Here is a 16048-nt window from a genome sequence, read left to right on the forward strand (position 1 = left end):
CAAAAAACAACAGGGGGCCCAACGTTGGATCTGCATGACTACCTGAGAATTCTGAGGCGCCACTGGCTTTTGATCGCTGCGGCAACCTTCGCGGGCCTACTCGTCGGAGGTGCTAGTTCTATCATCACCCGGCCCACATACACGGCGGACACGCAATTATTTGTGGCGACCCAGAGTTCCGGTTCAGTCACTGAACTCCAACAAGGCAACACGTTTAGTCAGGCGCGCGTGCAATCTTATGTGAAAACTGTGACAACCCCTGTGGTTCTGCAGCCCGCGATCGACAGTTTGGGGCTAGATGTCACAGCAGAATCACTAGCGGAACGAGTCACGGCGACAACCGACATCAATACTGTCCTTATTAAGATTTCCGTCTCCGATAGCTCTCCTGCTCAGGCTGCTGCAATCGCCCAAGCCGTCTCTAACAGCTTGATCAAGACAGTAGACACACTTGAGACCCCCCGAACGGGTGGCACCTCCCCGGTCAGCCTGTCAGTGATCGACCCTGCCGACGCTCCGCTAGCGCCGTCTGCCCCGAATACCAAACTCAATTTATTCGCGGGACTGTGCATCGGTGCAGCCCTTGGTGTGGGCGGCTCCGTATTACGCACGAAGTTGGACAACCGCATCAGGGGCGAAAGCGATTTGCGTCACCTAACCGATGCGCCGCTGCTGGGCGGCATAACTTTCGATCAAGACGCCGTCAAGAAGCCTCTGCTGACTCAAACCGCGCCCCAAAGTCCCCGTGCGGAGTCGTTTCGGCAGCTTCGGACTAATTTGCAGTTTGCAAACGTCACCGGTGAAGCACGGACGGTTCTCCTTACTTCTTCGCTGCCTGGTGAGGGCAAAAGCACAACAGCTACAAACCTTGCGATTGCCTTGGCTCAAGCTGGACAGACGGTTTGTTTGGTTGATGCTGACCTCCGGCGCCCGATGGTCCACGAATACTTAGGCCTAGACAAAAGTGTTGGTCTAACAACTGCTCTCGTTGGCGACATGGACATTAACGAGTTGTTGCAGCCTTGGGGTGACGATGACTTGTTCGTCCTGGTATCCGGTCAGATTCCACCTAATCCCAGCGAACTGTTGGGATCCCAAGCGATGCGCGCAGTAATTGAAAGACTTGAGTCTACGTTCGACACAGTGGTGATTGATGCCCCACCCTTGCTACCAGTCACTGACGCCGCCGTACTGTCGCAGCACGTGGGTGGTGTCGTCGTCGTCGTTGGATCCAGCAAGCTCAAGCATCAAGATCTGCAGAAGTCCCTAAGTGCCCTCAGCATGGTTGGCGCCACTTTGTTGGGCGTGGTCTTGAATCGTCTTCCCGCCAAAGGCCCCGACGCCTACGCCTACAGCTATTACAGCAGCGAACCAGGTTCTCGTGACATGGAGGGTTTAAGGTCCGACAGGCACGCCAGCAGCCGCCAGGCCGTCCCTGTACCTGAAACGTTGGTCCCGCGTGAAGAATACGCTCGCCCCGCGAATGTGTATCCGTCCCTAAAGTTCAGGAATGAGTAATAGAAGAATAAACTGGATCCGTCGGAGGGAGGCGGCTTTGTCCACGTGCTCGGGGTCCGTGAAGATCCGGTGCCTGGCCCACCGCCGCTCGTGGCTGGCGAGCAGCCGGCTATCGGCGCTTACGGTCACTTTTTCTAGGTCTGCTTCGACGTCCACGATCCGCCCGATCGCGCCCGGGTCCACGGAATAGTCGTTGGAGAAGACCCGCACGTTGTAGTCCCGTGGCAGCCGAATGCTGCTGCGGAAGGCGAACGCGGGCGCCACCGGAGTCAACAGCTGCATCGCGTCCCGGTCACGGACGAAGAGCTCGGCCGGACGGCCGTGCCGGGTCCGGGAGTAGCGGGCGTTCGCCCGCGGCAGCCAGTCCGCGAGCTGGTCCTTGAAATCCAGCCGGGACGCGAACGTCCGGCCGGGCATGGAGCCCTGGCGGAAGTAGCAGTTCATCCGCTCCACCATGCCCCTGGATTCCGGATCCCGTGCCGGCAACTGCCGGATCTCGCAGCCCAGCACGCCGCCGCCGGCTCGGTCAGCCGGCCCTGGCCGATCCCTGACTCGTTGTCCCAGACTAGCTGATTGGGCACTGCACCGGCCTCCTGCAGCAGCGACCACATTCCGCCCAGCAGATCAAAGGGGCTCTTCAAGGTTCCCGGGGAATGGTCTGCTGAGGTGAATGCTCATGCTGCCATTTCGGGCTGCACTTTTAAAGAGAATATGCGATTTGTAGTTGTCCCGATTTCCGATAGCCGCGCGCGGTTCGCTTGATGTTTTTATTGCAGTGTTGTCAGCCTCTACCTTGGCCGTGGTTGCACCGGTGACGATGAGGACTTCGATCTCTTTCCACCATCGGCACACGGTCCGGTAGAGTCTGTTTGTTTCCGGCATCGCGGCGCGTGCCACGAGGTCAGCAAGCGCGTTCTTGGCCGCACCCACGTCCTCGAGAGAGCTGGTGTTCAGCAGGCTCCGGAGCTGTTCCTTGACCCGCCAGGCAGCCTCGAGACTGCCGGTCGGGTCGTCAGCGGCGAACACTCCCGCCAGCCGGTGGCGGCCCCGTTCTGAAAGATTTTCATTTGCTTTCAGCAGCAGCATCCGGTTCGCCCAGGCAGGGTCCGTGGTCCTGCCCCGCCGGCCCGAACCTGCTGCGACAAGCCCTGCCGGACCGTGGTGAGCATGTCGCTGGCCAACATGGTCATGTGGAAAAGATCCACCGACACCGCCGTGCGCGGCAACCACGTCCGCAGCGCCTTCCGGAACGCCGCGGACGGGTCGATCGCGACGACCTGCACCCGAGCCGCCACTGAAGGGGCCGGGCGAACAGCCACTCGCCGACGCCCTTGTGGTCCCTGCCGTCCACGATCCCCAGGACCTGGCCGGTGTCCAGATCAACGATCGCGGTCATCCACCGCTTGTACTGGGTTCAGGCCTTCGTGGCAGGGTCCTGGAAGAACTGCACGGAGCGGCAGCGGTACTCATCGATGCCCAACACCCTCGGCGCCAGCAAGTACACGTCCGGAAGGCGGAGGGCAGCGTCACCGATGACCTGCTGGACCAGCCAACCACGAAATCCCGAACGCCATCGCCGTCTCGGAAACCGCACGACCGGAATCGATGACCGCGTCCACCAGCAAATCACGGAGCCAGCGTGTAGATCGTGCCCGGCGCGGGATCTGCGGCGTCGCTTCGCAAAACGATTTCCGCTCACACAAATACTCGTCACAGCACCAGCGCCGCTTGTCCCAAAGGAGCACCATCACGCCCGCGACCGGAATGTCGCGCAGCTTCCGACAGCGGCGCTCCTTGACCCGGGAAGCGATCACTCCGCAGCTCGGGCACCCCGGCGGGAACGTGGACTCCACAGTGACGTTGCGGATCCCGCCCGGGAGCAGAACGGTGCCGACGACCCGGTAATCAGGCAGGTTGAAGATCAAGCTGGCAGCATCATGGCCAGCCCCAGTAGGCTCTAACAAGGCTCGTGGTTCCTGTTCGGGTTGAATGCGTAGTAACACTCATCCCAGCAGGACCACGAGTCCTCTGCTTGCTACAACACGAACCTATTTCCCCGGGAACCGCGAAGAGCCGTTAAGAACATTCCGCGGATCTCATGGCCGCCTCCGAGATCATCGGCTCCTACCACGATCTTTGGCGGCCCTTCGCCATCAACGGCAGCACCCAGACCTTCGCCCCCGTCATCACAAACGAACAGCAGCCCATTCTCGACGCGATCCGAAGTTCGAAACTCACGCAGTAAGCCAATGAGTCAGGTCAGGGAAGCACCAAATCGCACTACGCGCGATCCCGGGCTCGTAGCTGATCCGGTCGGTGGACGCCGCTGGGCATACTCGGGCCGAACCCGACCCCGTGGTCACAGGTATCACCACTAGGGCTGTGGCACTTTTCGACCACGCCAGGTACGTTCACTTCGAAATGTAGGAACTCTTGAGAAGACGAGAAATATTCTCATTCAGAGAAGTCAAGTGTGCGCATTACCTCGTGGTCTCATTCCTGGGCTGATGATCCGGATGGGCGAGGCCGCCGCGTGAAGTTGCACTGAATTTATTCCAGAAATACGCGACTAAAGTGGCCAATATCAGCAAACTGACTCCACGCCAAAACGACCTTGACGGATACTGAATGCTCATCACCAGCACTATTGACGACATGCCCAGGACGACGGCCACCACTAGGGGGTTGCGGCTGGTCATACCGATAGCAACGCCGACCGCAGCGATCAGTGAGATTAGGAAAAATAGCGCGACCTGACCTAGAGCACCAGTAGCCCCATACCATTCACCGACCATGGACAGCGGGATCCAGGCAAAAGGCCATAGCCGCTCTTGATCAAACGTGTCAAGGTTAAGAAATTGCGACGGTAGCGGGTTCGCATTGAGCAATAAAAGGCGAGCTGAGGGCGCTCTGGCCACGGATAATTCCGTAATAGGAACAGACGCTGTTACGGATGAAACCAAGAGCTGAATGGCGACCACCCACTGGGTCGGGTCGATAAATCGAGGTATACGATCGTCGCGAAGCAGAGCACCTAGCGCGAGCAATCCATGGGACTGCCCCCGAACGGTCAATGACAGGGTAAAAGCCGCCAAGGCGGCGTAAGTCGATACATAAAGTCCGAATATAGCTATTAAAACTGATGACAAGGATCTCCGACGCCAGCAAGTCACCGCGAATACTAACAAGACAGCCAAAGGAAAAGCTACTGCCATACGCGTTCCGACGACGGCCCCTGATACAAACCACATCGTGCCTAAGGCGACTTGCAGTAGCCTATCCCGCTTCGTTGCTGTACCAGCAATACCTATAACTAGGGCGGTTAGGCCTAAGACAGGGCCGATGAAGCCGGTAAGTCGTATGAAAAAGTCAATTCCGTCGGTCCGTGCATAAATCATTCGACTGAAGAAGCTCGGTCCTTGCCCTAGCAGCCATACGACGTACCCAGTGAACGAGGCGGCAAGTGAATAGCGCTGGTAAAGAGGCCAATTGGATGTAGCGACACCGGGGACGCCTCCGGATCCCCGAAGGCGTTTTGGCAGCATGATGGCTGCCAAAATAGAACCAATTGCAGCCCAAAAAAAGGCCTCAGTTGCGCCAGGATCCCCAATCACTCCTCTGGGGAGACCTGACCCATTATTTAGCGCAGACCATGTCCAAAGTGTCCCGCCAAATGTCCCGAGGAGTGCCAGTAGTGAGCCCGTGACCAAACCCGGCCAGGCGGGCGCGCTTTTCCATCGGACCACAATGCCGAGTAATAGTAGACCCCATACTATCCACTGCATCCTACTGGCCTCCGTCTTGTTGTTCCCTGGGGTAGATCATGATTCCTCACCTGCCGCAGGCCACAAGTACGACGTCGTCATAGATCTCGAATTATCCGTGCCGGTACTCCGGCAACCAGCGTATTTGCAGGAACGTCGCGCGTGACGACTGCGCCGGCGGCTACGATGCACCCAGGCCCGACGGAGACCCCGCCTAGGATTATTGCGCCCGCGCCAACCCACGCACCCTCGCCGATGCGGATCGGCCTGAAATCCACAAGTCCCGCACGTTTACTTGAGGGTCCGATCCGGTGCGTAGACGTAAGAAATTGGGCTCTCATGCCGACATTTACCGACCGCTCGAAAGTTACAGGCGCTCTCGCGTCGAGATAACAACCTGCGTTGATGAACACATCGTCGCTTAAACTAAGGTGGTCACCGGTGATGTGAACTCCATCAAGAATCATGCTGTCTCCGACGCTTACACCAGCTTCGCGCAGCAGGGCGCGGCGCAGCCTATGGGGTACGAGTACACCCCTTGCTACTGCGCGTAGGGCACGACTCAGTGCCCATCTACCGACACGTGCTGACTTGTACACATGAATATTCATAATCAAACTTTCCGCTCAAGTCGGCGCGCTGTTTGACGACCGGCTCGTCGAAGTGCACTTGCTCTCTCAGCTACGACTAGACTAATTGCCCCGATCACCTGCAGCACTGAAATGCTAGCCGCCGCACTAGCAACTCCATTCATCAGGGCTCCGACGGCAACGCAAGGAACAGCGATGACCAGTTCTCCCCACCTGACCATTCGCAGCCTCACAAGCTCGTTTCGGCGCTTCAAGACCATGGAAAAAACAGCAGCTCCTAGGCTGGCGATGGCACCCAAGCCCAGTCCGGCAGCTGCCAAGCGCGCTTCGTCTACGTGACTGCCAACAACAAAGGCGAGCCAGGCATCTGGTACGAGGAGAATCACAGCGACCCACACCACCCCGCAGCCCGTTAGTAGGCCAACCGTTACCTTCAGCGGTGTTGGCCATTTGCCGCCTGCACTATCAAGGCTCTGAATGACTGGCGCCAGAACAACGGGAACAGCCAGCACGACTACTCCAAGAGGCGCGAGCAGGGTCTCTGCAAGCCGGATGCCAGCTACGGCTTCCGGACCCGCCAGGGTGTTAATAACACCAATACTCAAAAGCCCGACGATCGCAAAAACCAGCCATTCCTGCCCCCCCGTCAGTAGTAGGGATCGCCTACTCCTAAGCCACTGCAGAAGGGGGTCGACCTCCTCTGAGGAGTGACGAAGCCCTACCAGGGCGAGACACAAGCCAAAAACGCTTCCAACCACCAACCCGAACGCAGCCGTAGCCAAGTCGTAAGGGATAGCCGCGAAATATGCGCACGCCAGGAAGCCGGCCGCTCCGACCATTGGCGACGCGTCCACAGCCAGAAGTCTTGAGCGGCGGTCGGCCGACTTCGCCAAAATTGCACGCGCGCAGTCCAAAGTGCCGAGAACGAGCGGCGTTAGGGCAACGGCAATAGATCCAGCCATACCGACTCCGCCCTTCAATGCGATCAGCAGCATCACTCCGCCGGGCAAAAGGGCAACACCACTCAAGGACCCCAATATCGCCAGTAGACCGGGCCGTCCGTGGCGTAGCACAATCGCGGGCACAAGTATGGCCCGTACCCCTGCGATCCACTGAGATTCGATCGTCCAAGCAATGAAAAAAGCGGCTAATGCCACTGTGTCAAGTTTATGAGCTGCCGTTATAGAGACTAGGAAATTTGGGAGCAAGAGCAGTGCCTGACCAAAAATACGCCCAAGGGCATTCCCGATGATCACGGCATCACTGTTTCGGAAACGGGATGCCTCACAGCCGGAACCTATGCTTCAGAAATTTTGCCGATGCCGCCACAGGGTTGTGCCGCAAAGCGACCCTCCACCTATGGGTCTTGGGCAGGCCAACAGGCTCCCGAAAACCCTGTTGCAATATTTTTACAATCGCGCCAGCATCCAAACGATTACCGACAGCATCTACTTCCGAGACTATGTAACTCAACCGACTCCGCAACTGTTCTTGGCCGTATTTCTCTAAGCCCGTTGCATCGGCGGCGGACACGGTGAAGCTGTCTCTCCCTAGGCGCCGGGCCATGGTCAGCCAGTGATCTGTATTAGACGCATAAGAGAACCCTGACAGGCTTTGGAATTCCCAGGGGGTATTATCGCGAAACTCCCGCGATCGATAGGCAACGGGAAGGCCACACCCCAACGCTTCCAAGATGACATTACCAAAAGACTCGCCTCGATCAGCCCAGTGCATGAATACGTCAGCAGCCCAGTACTCAGCTCGCAGCACCTCGTCGTCAGCTATGGTCTGCAGCACCTCTATCCGCGGTAGCGCGGGCAAGGCGTCAACTAGTTTCCTAGGAGCCCCTATGAGTCGCAGCCTGTAGTTCGGCGTATTAGCTACGCACTCCGCGAGCTTTAAGTAGCCAGCCAAAGTCCACTTCTCAGCAATAGGCGAGCCTATGCGGAGAATGACTTTCTCATTAGGCAGGATTTGCCGAGCCGCACGCGCATCTAACCGTTCCGTCGAGGTAGGGCGGCGAAAAAATGAAAAGTCCTGTGGATTAGGGATAATCCGCCGTACATGACTCAGCGACCCGTACTGGGCAGAATGTTGAGTTGCGAGCCAATCGCCGAGCAGACCTACGACGTGGGAACGTGTACCTTGGCTCCGGAGACCTTTTTCGATGGTTCTACCAAGACCTTGCCCAAATATGTCATGAGTAAGCACTGCAGGCGCGAAGTCCTCGCAGTATGACAAGAGGCGGCTAACCCACGTCGTGGTGGCACCGCTAGGTGCACCGTGATGGATGTGCAGCAGGTCAGGCGTGAAGAGCCCGATGTCGGACAGATCATTGGTTACTTCCACCCCCATCTGCCACAACTGCCTCAAACGAGCCGAGTGCGGGGAACTCGGGCAGTACAGTTTCACGTGTGCACCAGCGTCCTTCCAAGTTTCGGCGAAAGCTAAAGCCGACCGGGAAGTGCCTCCCATGGACTCATCGTGGAAAGCGACGAGAACGCGCATAAAATAACGTCCTATTCAATACTTATAGGGGCGGACTTCTTCGCTGGCTCTTTCGGATTTGTAGGACCCAGTTATAGCCACGGCAAAGCATCTTGCGAACCGTTCGGGAGTCCAGCGAAGTATTTCCGGATCACGAATGCGCCCGGTCCACTCACGCTTCGACTGCTTCATCCTGTCAGCAAGATCATTGAGGCCTGGCTGCGCTACGAAGACACCGGGCATGTTTCGAACGGAAGGTACTACACCACAGTTCTCAGAGACGACCACATGCATCCCGCTAGCAAGCGCTTCATTAACGACAAGTCCCCAAACCTCAACATCAGAGGCCAGGACCAAGGTGTGCTGGCGAGCCAGCAACTGGGCGATGTCTTCGTTTGGAACGTAGTCTGTGAAGTTAATATATGAGGAACCTTCAGCAACGCGGCTTAGCTGCTCCCTCTCAGGGCCACGTCCGACGATAAGCAAGGTGTCTTCTGGTCCTCGTGCAGCATTGAATGACCGAATAATCTCATCCACCCGCTTGCGCGCAATAAACTGTCCGATGTAGACGAATCGGTGTCCGCCTTCAGTCTGTAGCTCAATTGAAGCGGCGTCCGCTACACCCCGGAACTTATAGACGTCGACGGCGTTGAATCCCTCCAAAATTTTCCTATCCGGAACACGCATCTGCTGAACTGCAGCCCGGGCAGCGGCGCCGGGTACTACGGTTACGTGCATCGAAGAGAAAAACAGTCGACGCAACCAGGAGATTGGTCCTCGCGAATAGCCTTGCGACGCTAGCGTGCTCTCATAGAAGCCCACCCTGCGACGCCGGCGAAGAAGGCATAAAATCAGCAGCTGCCAATAGATGGGCGATTCCCATCCCCCAAATACGACAACCTCCGAGGCGGAAGCACGCCAAAGATCGGGAAGATTCCAGGACAAGTAGTACCGAGCTTCTCCGTGGCGAAATTTCCTAGTTTTGAAAACGAAGAAGGACAGATTACTTTCGTCGCTAGGCTTCCAGTCGTCGCCCCGATTGGCGGAGCCATCCTTCGCGATGCTGGCCGCTGACTCTAACAGACCAATAGTTAGCGGCATGATTGAGCTCAGCGAATTCCACACCGGCAGGCGATAGGGAGCCGCAAAGTTAGTAACCCACAATACCACCGGACGAGCACTGACCACTGAGTTATTCCTTGCAATTAGACGAGACAATGTCACCGCTCAGCGGGCAAATATGGTGTAATTATAGCATGGTGACAGGTGGCAACTTGAATAGCAGCGTCGGATCGTTTCCTTTAAGGCTTGCAATCAGTGCACCTTACCCGGAAGGGTCCATACTAAAACTGGCAGGTTATGCCAACGCCGAGCAGCAGCTGACTGAATTAATAATGCCTTCTAGGCGTGTCGCGCGTGCTATAGGTCACATGGCAAACTTGACGGGTTTGAAAAATGCCGCAGGACGCCTTCAGCGAGGTGTGACAAGTGACATCCCTCTAACTGAGATCTATCCGCAGTTTGAACTACAGAGACAACTTTCGCAGTTAATGCCGCCGTTGCTTTACTCGGGAGTTGACACCTGGCGCCTGAAGAGGAAATTCGATTCAGTCGTAGCGGGCCGCAACTTATCCGCGGCCGATGCAATAGTTTGTATGCCTGGTGCCGCTCTACTGACCTACCAGCAACACCCCAACCTGCGAAAAGTGCATCACCAAGTTGACGGCCTCCCGAGTCATTTGAACGAAGTTCTCGACGAACACTACGGAAGAGGCGTAGCGCCACTAGAACGTGTAAGTCGTGAAAAATGCGAGATACTTGAACAAGAGCTTTTGGAAGCAGACCATGTGATTAGCCCGTCGAGGTCTCTAAGCGCGCAGTTAGGCCGGCTCGGCATTGACGAGAACAAGATCATCCCTGCTCCATATGGCGTCGATTTGTCGGCTTTTGCACCGCGGGCAGAACGTCACCTAATTCCAACTCATAAAGCTAGAGTGCTATACGTGGGGCAGATCAGTTATCGCAAAGGAATTCCCTTTCTCTTTGAAGCGGCTAAGCACTCGTCAACTGAGGTCCTGCTGGTTGGTAATGTGGTAGACAAATCACTAACGGAGAGCATGCCCGACGAAGTTACCTACTTGGGCCCCAAATCTCACAGCGAAGTAGCCCGGCTTATGGCTGAGGTCGACGCCTTTGTATTTCCAACCCTGGAAGATGCGTTCGGACTCGTGGTGCTAGAAGCCGCTGGTAGTGGTCTTCCTGTGATAACCACTCGTGAAGCAGGGGCTTCGGAGCTCTTAGACCCGCGGGACGTGAGGTTGGTCGATGCTGGGTCTAGCGTCCAACTTCTTGAAGCGCTGGACAACGTGGACGTTCTTAGACCGAACGAACGAAACGAGCGCGCTGAGCGGATCCGATCGTCAGCAGGGGACACCAAGCTCTTACCTGACTGGCGCAATTGGGCTTCGAATGTGCTAAGGACCTTGGCGGCGAATCAACGAGAGGGGGAGAAATAGCATTATGCCTTTGAAGATTATCCAGGTTGCAACGCTGATCTCGCCTGATGCTTCTTACGGCGGCCCAGTTACGGTGGCCTTAAATCAATGTCGAGAGTTGCTCGCCAAGGGCCACGACGTGACACTGTTGGCGGCGGCGTCTGGTTTCGAACAGCCGTTCCCGACTGAAATACAAGGTGTGCCCGTAAAACTATTTCCAGCCCGGCAGGTGCTTCCAAAGGTCGGCTTTGCGGGGATAGCTGCACCTAGCATGTTGGCCTGGCTACAGCGACATGCACATCTCGCAGATGTTATACATGTTCACATGGCAAGAGACTTTGTAACTCTGCCAGCAGCACTCCTAGCGGTGCAAAAGAAGACACCGTTGTATTTGCAATGCCACGGCATGATCGACCCTTCGAACAAGGTCCTAGCACAGCCGTTGGACTTATTGTTGACGCGACCTATTCTGCGCAGGGCAAGGGGAATCTTTTACCTGACACCGACAGAGAGGTCAGCGCTAGCCTCCGTTGCGGGTCCGACACTTCCGTTGAGGAAACTGGCAAATGGAGTACCACACTCGAATGTCAAACCGCGCCGCGATGATTCTGAACCCGAGGTCTTGTTCTTAGCCCGGTTACATAAGCGTAAAAGACCGCTTCTGTTTGTGGATGCGGCAAGCGAACTGAACCGGAATTATCCTAGAGTCAAGTTTGCACTGGTGGGTCCGGATGAAGGGGAAGGGGCAGAAGTAGCACACCGTTGCTCATCGATTGCCAACACCTCATGGGAAGGGCCTCTGGATTCGGACAGCACGTTGGAACGAATGTCACGCTCTTCTTTGTATGTGCTTCCTTCAGTGGACGAACCATTTCCGATGAGCGTATTGGAAGCTATGTCCGTCGGCTTGCCAGTCATCATTACGGAGAGTTGCGGACTCGCACCAGCCGTAGCCTCGGCAAGGGCTGGTCTCGTCGTGGATGAAAATCGCGCCAGCCTTGTGGCTGCCATAGACCGTCTTTTGAGGCGACCCGAGCTCATGCGCGAACTGGGAGCAAACGGCCGTGAGCTCGTCCGAACTGAATACACCATGGAGTCAATTGCTCGTGAGTTAGAAGATGCATATTCGCGCTCTAGCTCAGCGGCCGGGGCGTGACCTGGGCTGCCCCGCCAGCATTAGAGTCAGTGGAATCTTTCTGGCTAGCCTGCACAGCCGGCCAAGGCGTTAGCCAGAAATGTAAATACGGGAGTCGCAGCCTGAACCAGATGGGTTCGGCGAACCCTAATCGACGAACCTCTTGCCGCGCCGTACGGCCGGGTCGCCACCCCAGATCTCGCCAGCTGGGACTGACTTACCTAATTTGGTCAATGGCTCGACCACTGCAGAACGGCCTACCACAACGCCCCCTAGAACAATGCAGCGAGTAGTTAGCCAAGCCCCGTCCTCGACTATTACCGGCCTCGTCAAAAGCCTCATGTCATCACGAACGGCGTGACTCCCGGTTGTTATGAATGTTTCCTGCGATACAACAACGTTGGCACCTATCGAGACCAGATCTTGATTGTGTATCCACACGCCTTCTCCAATCCAAGAATTATCCCCCACACGAAGCTTCCACGGGAACTTGACTCGAATACGGGGACGCATAATAACCCCACGACCGATACGGGCACCGAAGGCCCTCAAGACCGCAGTCCTCAAGCGAGAACTGACTTGCCAGCTATTGGTCACAAAAAGCAACTCAGCGATGGCCCATAAGTAAATTACAGCTTTAGGTCTGTCCCAGGCTGTCTGCTCTCCCGGCGCCTTGGATAGGTCGATGACGCGGATACCAGCAGCATCCTCCTGCCCCTGCTCAATCATTGACATGCCTCGTTTGTTGGGTTCGCCTTAACACCACCTATTGTTGCACTCGTGAAGCGAACCAATCTACGAGTGACCATACTCGGCCTCAACTACTCACCAGAACCCAGCGGGAACGCCCCGTACACCACAAGCCTTGCCGAAGGTCTTGCCGCGGAAGGGCATTCTGTAAGAGTGGTGACGGGTTACCCTCATTACCCGGAATGGCGTCCGCGCCCTGGCTACTCTGGTTGGAAGCTCGAGGAGGTTATCAACGGAGTCTCAGTTAAACGGCTTCGTCACTACATTCCGCGGAATCCGACGGCACTCGGCCGTCTGCACATGGAGCTTAGCTTCGGGGTTCGTCTCATGTTTGCTAAATGGCACAAGCCAGACGTAGTCCTCGTAGTTAATCCCGCGCTCCTGGCCAGCGGCCTGGCCATACTACGTCTACGCCTATGGCCTCGGCGTCCTGCCGTTGGCGTATGGACGCAAGATCTCTACAGCCGCGGGATGATTGAAACAGGCACTGGCGGACAGAAGATGGGTCGATTGATGTCAGCACTGGAATCAAAAATTCTGTGTTCAGCTGACGGAATTGCAGCCATACATGACCGGTTCAAACAACATATGGTTGAGGCGCTTGGCGTGAAAGCGGAGCGAGTGCACGTCATTCGGAATTGGACACACCTGCCAGCTTCACCGGCCTCGGGGAACCAAGAAATGCGGGAAAGGCTCGGATGGGCTCCGAGCGACATAATAGTTCTCCATGCAGGAAACATGGGTAAGAAACAGGGCCTCGATAACGTCATTGAAGCCGCGCGGTTATCGGACCTCCGACAAAGCGCCGTTCGTTTTGTCCTGATGGGTGATGGCAACCAGCGTAAACGGCTGGAGTTGATGGCCGAGGGAGTCGATAGCGTCAAGTTCATGGACTCCCTGCCGGATGAACAGTTTCAACAGGCACTCGCAACTGCTGACGCTCTACTGGTGAATGAGATGCCTGGGATCAAAGACATGGCGGTTCCAAGCAAGCTGACCTCTTACTTCAATGCCGGCGTTCCAGTCATCGCTGCTACGGACGCAGAAAGTGTTACCGCCTCCGAGATACAGAGATCTGGCGGCGGCGTCAGGGTTAACTCCTCGGATCCACAGGCTCTGATAGACGCAGCGGAAGCTCTTGCGCGCGAACCAGCGCTTGCGGCACGACTGGCTGAGAATGCACTGCGCTTCAGGCGTGAAACATTGTCGGAAGACGTCGCCATAGGCAAGTATGATGATTTCATCACGAGTCTGGCATCGTCGCGCGGCCGATAGGTCGCGCGACTTTCTTTTTCTTCAGGGGGCACAATGACAAAGCGCGCACTAATTACGGGCATTACAGGGCAAGACGGCTCGTACCTCGCAGAACTCTTGCTTAAGAAAGGATACGAAGTCCACGGGCTCATCCGCCGGGCATCGACATTCAATACGGCGAGAGTGGACCACCTGTACGTGGATCCCCACGACCCCCACGCAAACCTTTTTCTCCACTATGGCGATTTGAGCGACGGAGCTAGGTTGGTAACGCTGTTAGCGGAAATCAAGCCCGATGAAGTCTATAACCTTGCTGCACAATCACATGTCCGGGTTTCATTTGACGAACCCGAGCATACAGCTGACACGACGGGCGTGGGTACGACACGCCTGCTCGAAGCAGTAAGGATGTCGGGTATCAAAACGCGGTTTTACCAGGCTTCTTCATCAGAAATGTTCGGAGCAACGCCTCCCCCTCAAAACGAAGAAACCCCCTTTTATCCTCGCTCGCCCTACGGCGCTGCAAAAGTTTATAGCTATTGGATCACAAAAAACTACCGCGAGGCCTACGGGATGTTTGCTGTGAACGGAATACTTTTTAATCACGAGTCGCCACGTCGCGGTGAAACCTTCGTCACCCGGAAAATTACGCGTGCTGTTGCAGCTATCAAGGCAGGTAAACAGGATCTGCTATACATGGGTAACCTCGACGCCGTTCGCGACTGGGGATACGCGGCCGAATACGTCGAAGGCATGTGGCGGATGCTGCAAGCCGACGAGCCCGATGATTTTGTCTTAGCTACGGGTGGCAACTACACTGTGCGCGATTTCCTCCAAATCTCATTTGAGCATGCCGGACTCAACTGGGAAGATCACGTACGGTTCGATGAACGTTACCTCCGCCCGACGGAAGTAGATGCACTTGTTGGCGACGCCTCTAGGGCGCAACAGAAGCTTGGATGGAAGGCGTCAGTCCACACCCCTGAGCTCGCCCGGATCATGGTGGACGCCGACGTCGAGGCACTAAAAAACGCCGGCAGTCACTGGATAGACGCAGTAAACCTAGAAAGCTGGACAAACTGATGGCGGAAAGCGGCTATTCGCCAGCTCCTCTGGACCGTTCTTCTACCTTCTATGTCGCAGGCCATCGCGGCCTCGTGGGGTCGGCAATTTGGCGACATCTTGCCTTGCACGGATTCGAGCACTTGGTGGGAAGGACCTCTTCAGAGCTCGACCTGAAAAACCGCCAACAGGTTTTTTCCTTCTTTGCGGAAACGAAGCCCCGGTATGTTGTTCTGGCTGCTGCAAAGGTTGGCGGCATATTGGCGAACAGCACTTTTCCCGTCGATTTCCTTAGCGACAATCTTCAAATACAGGTAAATGTTCTCGATGCAGCACAACAGTACGGTGTCGAACGACTCCTGTTCCTCGGCTCGTCGTGCATCTATCCCAAACTCGCCGACCAACCGATCCGAGAAGATTCCCTCTTGACGGGTCACCTTGAACCAACCAATGACGCCTACGCAATAGCAAAGATTGCCGGGATTATGCAGGTCCAAGCCGTCAGGCGACAGTTTGGACTGCCCTGGATTTCCGCTATGCCTACCAATCTTTACGGACCTGGAGACAACTTCTCCACCAAGGGTTCGCACGTTCTCCCTGCCCTCATCCGCCGCTTCGACGAGGCTGCCAGCATTGGGTCACAAGCGGTGACCAACTGGGGAACGGGCCAACCGCGGCGCGAGTTCCTCCACGTCCACGATATGGCGGCCGCCTGCCTCCACCTGCTCGAACATTACGATGGTCCGGCGCAAGTAAATGTAGGAACAGGCACCGACGTCACGATAAAAGAATTGGCCTCCATAGTTGCCGCTGCTGTTGGATTTGAAGGCAAGATCGAGTGGGATGACTCCAAACCGGACGGAACGCCCCAGAAGCTCCTGGATGTTTCGACACTATCGGGTGCAGGTTGGAAGTCATCTATTAAACTCGAAGACGGCATCCGCTCAACCGTCGACTGGTACCGCGCGAACCTCAAGACGGTCCGAAGTTAGA

At 56.3% G+C, this 16048-nt stretch carries 16 protein-coding genes; 7 read left to right on the forward strand and 9 right to left on the reverse strand.

Features of this window, described 5'->3' with window-relative positions:
- Positions 1-24 precede the first annotated feature (24 nt).
- Entirely contained in the window at positions 25-1518 is a 1494-nt protein-coding gene (locus QFZ36_RS07790; RefSeq protein WP_306635287.1) for a polysaccharide biosynthesis tyrosine autokinase, read from the forward strand.
- Here QFZ36_RS07790 and QFZ36_RS07795 read toward each other — a convergent pair.
- The 4 genes from QFZ36_RS07795 to QFZ36_RS07810 all read right to left on the reverse strand — a co-directional run bounded on the left by QFZ36_RS07795 (position 1498) and on the right by QFZ36_RS07810 (position 3443).
- Positions 1498-2004 (reverse strand): Mu transposase domain-containing protein, encoded by a 507-nt coding sequence (locus QFZ36_RS07795; protein WP_306635289.1) that lies wholly within the window; start codon positions 2002-2004, stop codon positions 1498-1500. The two genes, QFZ36_RS07790 and QFZ36_RS07795, sit on opposite strands and share 21 nt — an antisense overlap.
- 138 nt (positions 2005-2142) lie before the next feature.
- A complete protein-coding gene (locus tag QFZ36_RS07800) occupies positions 2143-2604 on the reverse strand; it encodes a transposase (RefSeq protein WP_306635291.1) in 462 nt (153 codons plus the stop codon).
- Positions 2592-2837 carry a transposase gene (locus QFZ36_RS07805; RefSeq protein WP_306635293.1) on the reverse strand — a complete coding sequence of 82 codons (246 nt, stop codon included), beginning with the start codon at positions 2835-2837 and terminating at the stop codon, positions 2592-2594. Before QFZ36_RS07805 ends, QFZ36_RS07800 begins: the two co-directional genes overlap by 13 nt.
- 207 nt (positions 2838-3044) lie before the next feature.
- A complete protein-coding gene (locus QFZ36_RS07810; protein WP_306635294.1) occupies positions 3045-3443 on the reverse strand; it encodes a transposase family protein in 399 nt (132 codons plus the stop codon).
- A gap of 173 nt (positions 3444-3616) precedes the next feature.
- On the opposite strand from QFZ36_RS07810, the gene QFZ36_RS07815 reads away from it, so the two are divergent.
- Positions 3617-3763, forward strand: a complete 147-nt coding sequence (locus QFZ36_RS07815) for a hypothetical protein (protein ID WP_306635296.1) — start codon at positions 3617-3619, stop codon at positions 3761-3763.
- A 235-nt stretch (positions 3764-3998) separates the two neighbouring features.
- Here the strand turns inward: QFZ36_RS07815 and QFZ36_RS07820 are convergent, their stop codons facing one another.
- The 5 genes from QFZ36_RS07820 to QFZ36_RS07835 all read right to left on the reverse strand — a co-directional run bounded on the left by QFZ36_RS07820 (position 3999) and on the right by QFZ36_RS07835 (position 9547).
- The gene (locus QFZ36_RS07820) at positions 3999-4733 is read right to left on the reverse strand and encodes a hypothetical protein (protein ID WP_306635298.1); all 735 of its coding nucleotides are present in this window, start codon (positions 4731-4733) and stop codon (positions 3999-4001) included.
- Positions 4734-5380: 647 nt separating this feature from the next.
- A complete protein-coding gene (locus tag QFZ36_RS20930; RefSeq protein ID WP_373427028.1) occupies positions 5381-5893 on the reverse strand; it encodes a DapH/DapD/GlmU-related protein in 513 nt (170 codons plus the stop codon).
- A 2-nt stretch (positions 5894-5895) separates the two neighbouring features.
- Complete coding sequence (locus QFZ36_RS07825; protein WP_306635300.1) at positions 5896-7128, reverse strand: hypothetical protein; 1233 nt, start codon at positions 7126-7128, stop codon at positions 5896-5898.
- 28 nt (positions 7129-7156) lie between these two features.
- On the reverse strand, positions 7157-8380 hold the full coding sequence (locus tag QFZ36_RS07830) for a glycosyltransferase (protein WP_306635301.1): 1224 nt from the start codon (positions 8378-8380) through the stop codon (positions 7157-7159).
- A 15-nt stretch (positions 8381-8395) separates the two neighbouring features.
- Positions 8396-9547, reverse strand: coding sequence for a glycosyltransferase family 4 protein (locus QFZ36_RS07835; protein WP_306635303.1), 1152 nt, complete (start codon positions 9545-9547; stop codon positions 8396-8398).
- 68 nt (positions 9548-9615) lie between these two features.
- On the opposite strand from QFZ36_RS07835, the gene QFZ36_RS07840 reads away from it, so the two are divergent.
- The 5 genes from QFZ36_RS07840 to QFZ36_RS07860 all read left to right on the forward strand — a co-directional run bounded on the left by QFZ36_RS07840 (position 9616) and on the right by QFZ36_RS07860 (position 16047).
- Complete coding sequence (locus tag QFZ36_RS07840; protein ID WP_306635305.1) at positions 9616-10875, forward strand: glycosyltransferase family 4 protein; 1260 nt, start codon at positions 9616-9618, stop codon at positions 10873-10875.
- A 10-nt stretch (positions 10876-10885) separates the two neighbouring features.
- Entirely contained in the window at positions 10886-12010 is a 1125-nt protein-coding gene (locus tag QFZ36_RS07845) for a glycosyltransferase (RefSeq protein ID WP_306635307.1), read from the forward strand.
- A 780-nt stretch (positions 12011-12790) separates the two neighbouring features.
- Positions 12791-14014 carry a glycosyltransferase gene (locus tag QFZ36_RS07850; protein ID WP_306635308.1) on the forward strand — a complete coding sequence of 408 codons (1224 nt, stop codon included), beginning with the start codon at positions 12791-12793 and terminating at the stop codon, positions 14012-14014.
- Between the two features lie 33 nt (positions 14015-14047).
- The gene (gene gmd / locus QFZ36_RS07855; RefSeq protein WP_306635310.1) at positions 14048-15076 is read left to right on the forward strand and encodes a GDP-mannose 4,6-dehydratase; all 1029 of its coding nucleotides are present in this window, start codon (positions 14048-14050) and stop codon (positions 15074-15076) included.
- Positions 15076-16047 (forward strand): GDP-L-fucose synthase family protein, encoded by a 972-nt coding sequence (locus tag QFZ36_RS07860; RefSeq protein WP_306635312.1) that lies wholly within the window; start codon positions 15076-15078, stop codon positions 16045-16047. The genes gmd and QFZ36_RS07860 overlap by 1 nt, the downstream gene beginning before the upstream one ends.
- The last annotated feature ends 1 nt before the right edge of the window (position 16048 follow it).

It is taken from the genome of Pseudarthrobacter siccitolerans, from assembly GCF_030823375.1.
In the GTDB taxonomy this organism is placed as follows: Bacteria; Actinomycetota; Actinomycetes; order Actinomycetales; family Micrococcaceae; genus Arthrobacter; species Arthrobacter siccitolerans_A.

What these genes read in the sequence shown, in the direction of transcription:
- QFZ36_RS07860 (WP_306635312.1), top strand. Translation starts at nt 15,076, where the DNA reads ATGGCGGAAAGCGGCTATTCGCCAGCTCCTCTGGACCGTTCTTCTACC.
- QFZ36_RS07815 (WP_306635296.1), top strand. Translation starts at nt 3,617, where the DNA reads ATGGCCGCCTCCGAGATCATCGGCTCCTACCACGATCTTTGGCGGCCC.
- QFZ36_RS07800 (WP_306635291.1), bottom strand. Translation starts at nt 2,604, where the DNA reads ATGCTGCTGCTGAAAGCAAATGAAAATCTTTCAGAACGGGGCCGCCAC.
- QFZ36_RS20930 (WP_373427028.1), bottom strand. Translation starts at nt 5,893, where the DNA reads ATGAATATTCATGTGTACAAGTCAGCACGTGTCGGTAGATGGGCACTG.
- QFZ36_RS07840 (WP_306635305.1), top strand. Translation starts at nt 9,616, where the DNA reads ATGGTGACAGGTGGCAACTTGAATAGCAGCGTCGGATCGTTTCCTTTA.
- QFZ36_RS07830 (WP_306635301.1), bottom strand. Translation starts at nt 8,380, where the DNA reads ATGCGCGTTCTCGTCGCTTTCCACGATGAGTCCATGGGAGGCACTTCC.
- gmd (WP_306635310.1), top strand. Translation starts at nt 14,048, where the DNA reads ATGACAAAGCGCGCACTAATTACGGGCATTACAGGGCAAGACGGCTCG.
- QFZ36_RS07820 (WP_306635298.1), bottom strand. Translation starts at nt 4,733, where the DNA reads ATGGCAGTAGCTTTTCCTTTGGCTGTCTTGTTAGTATTCGCGGTGACT.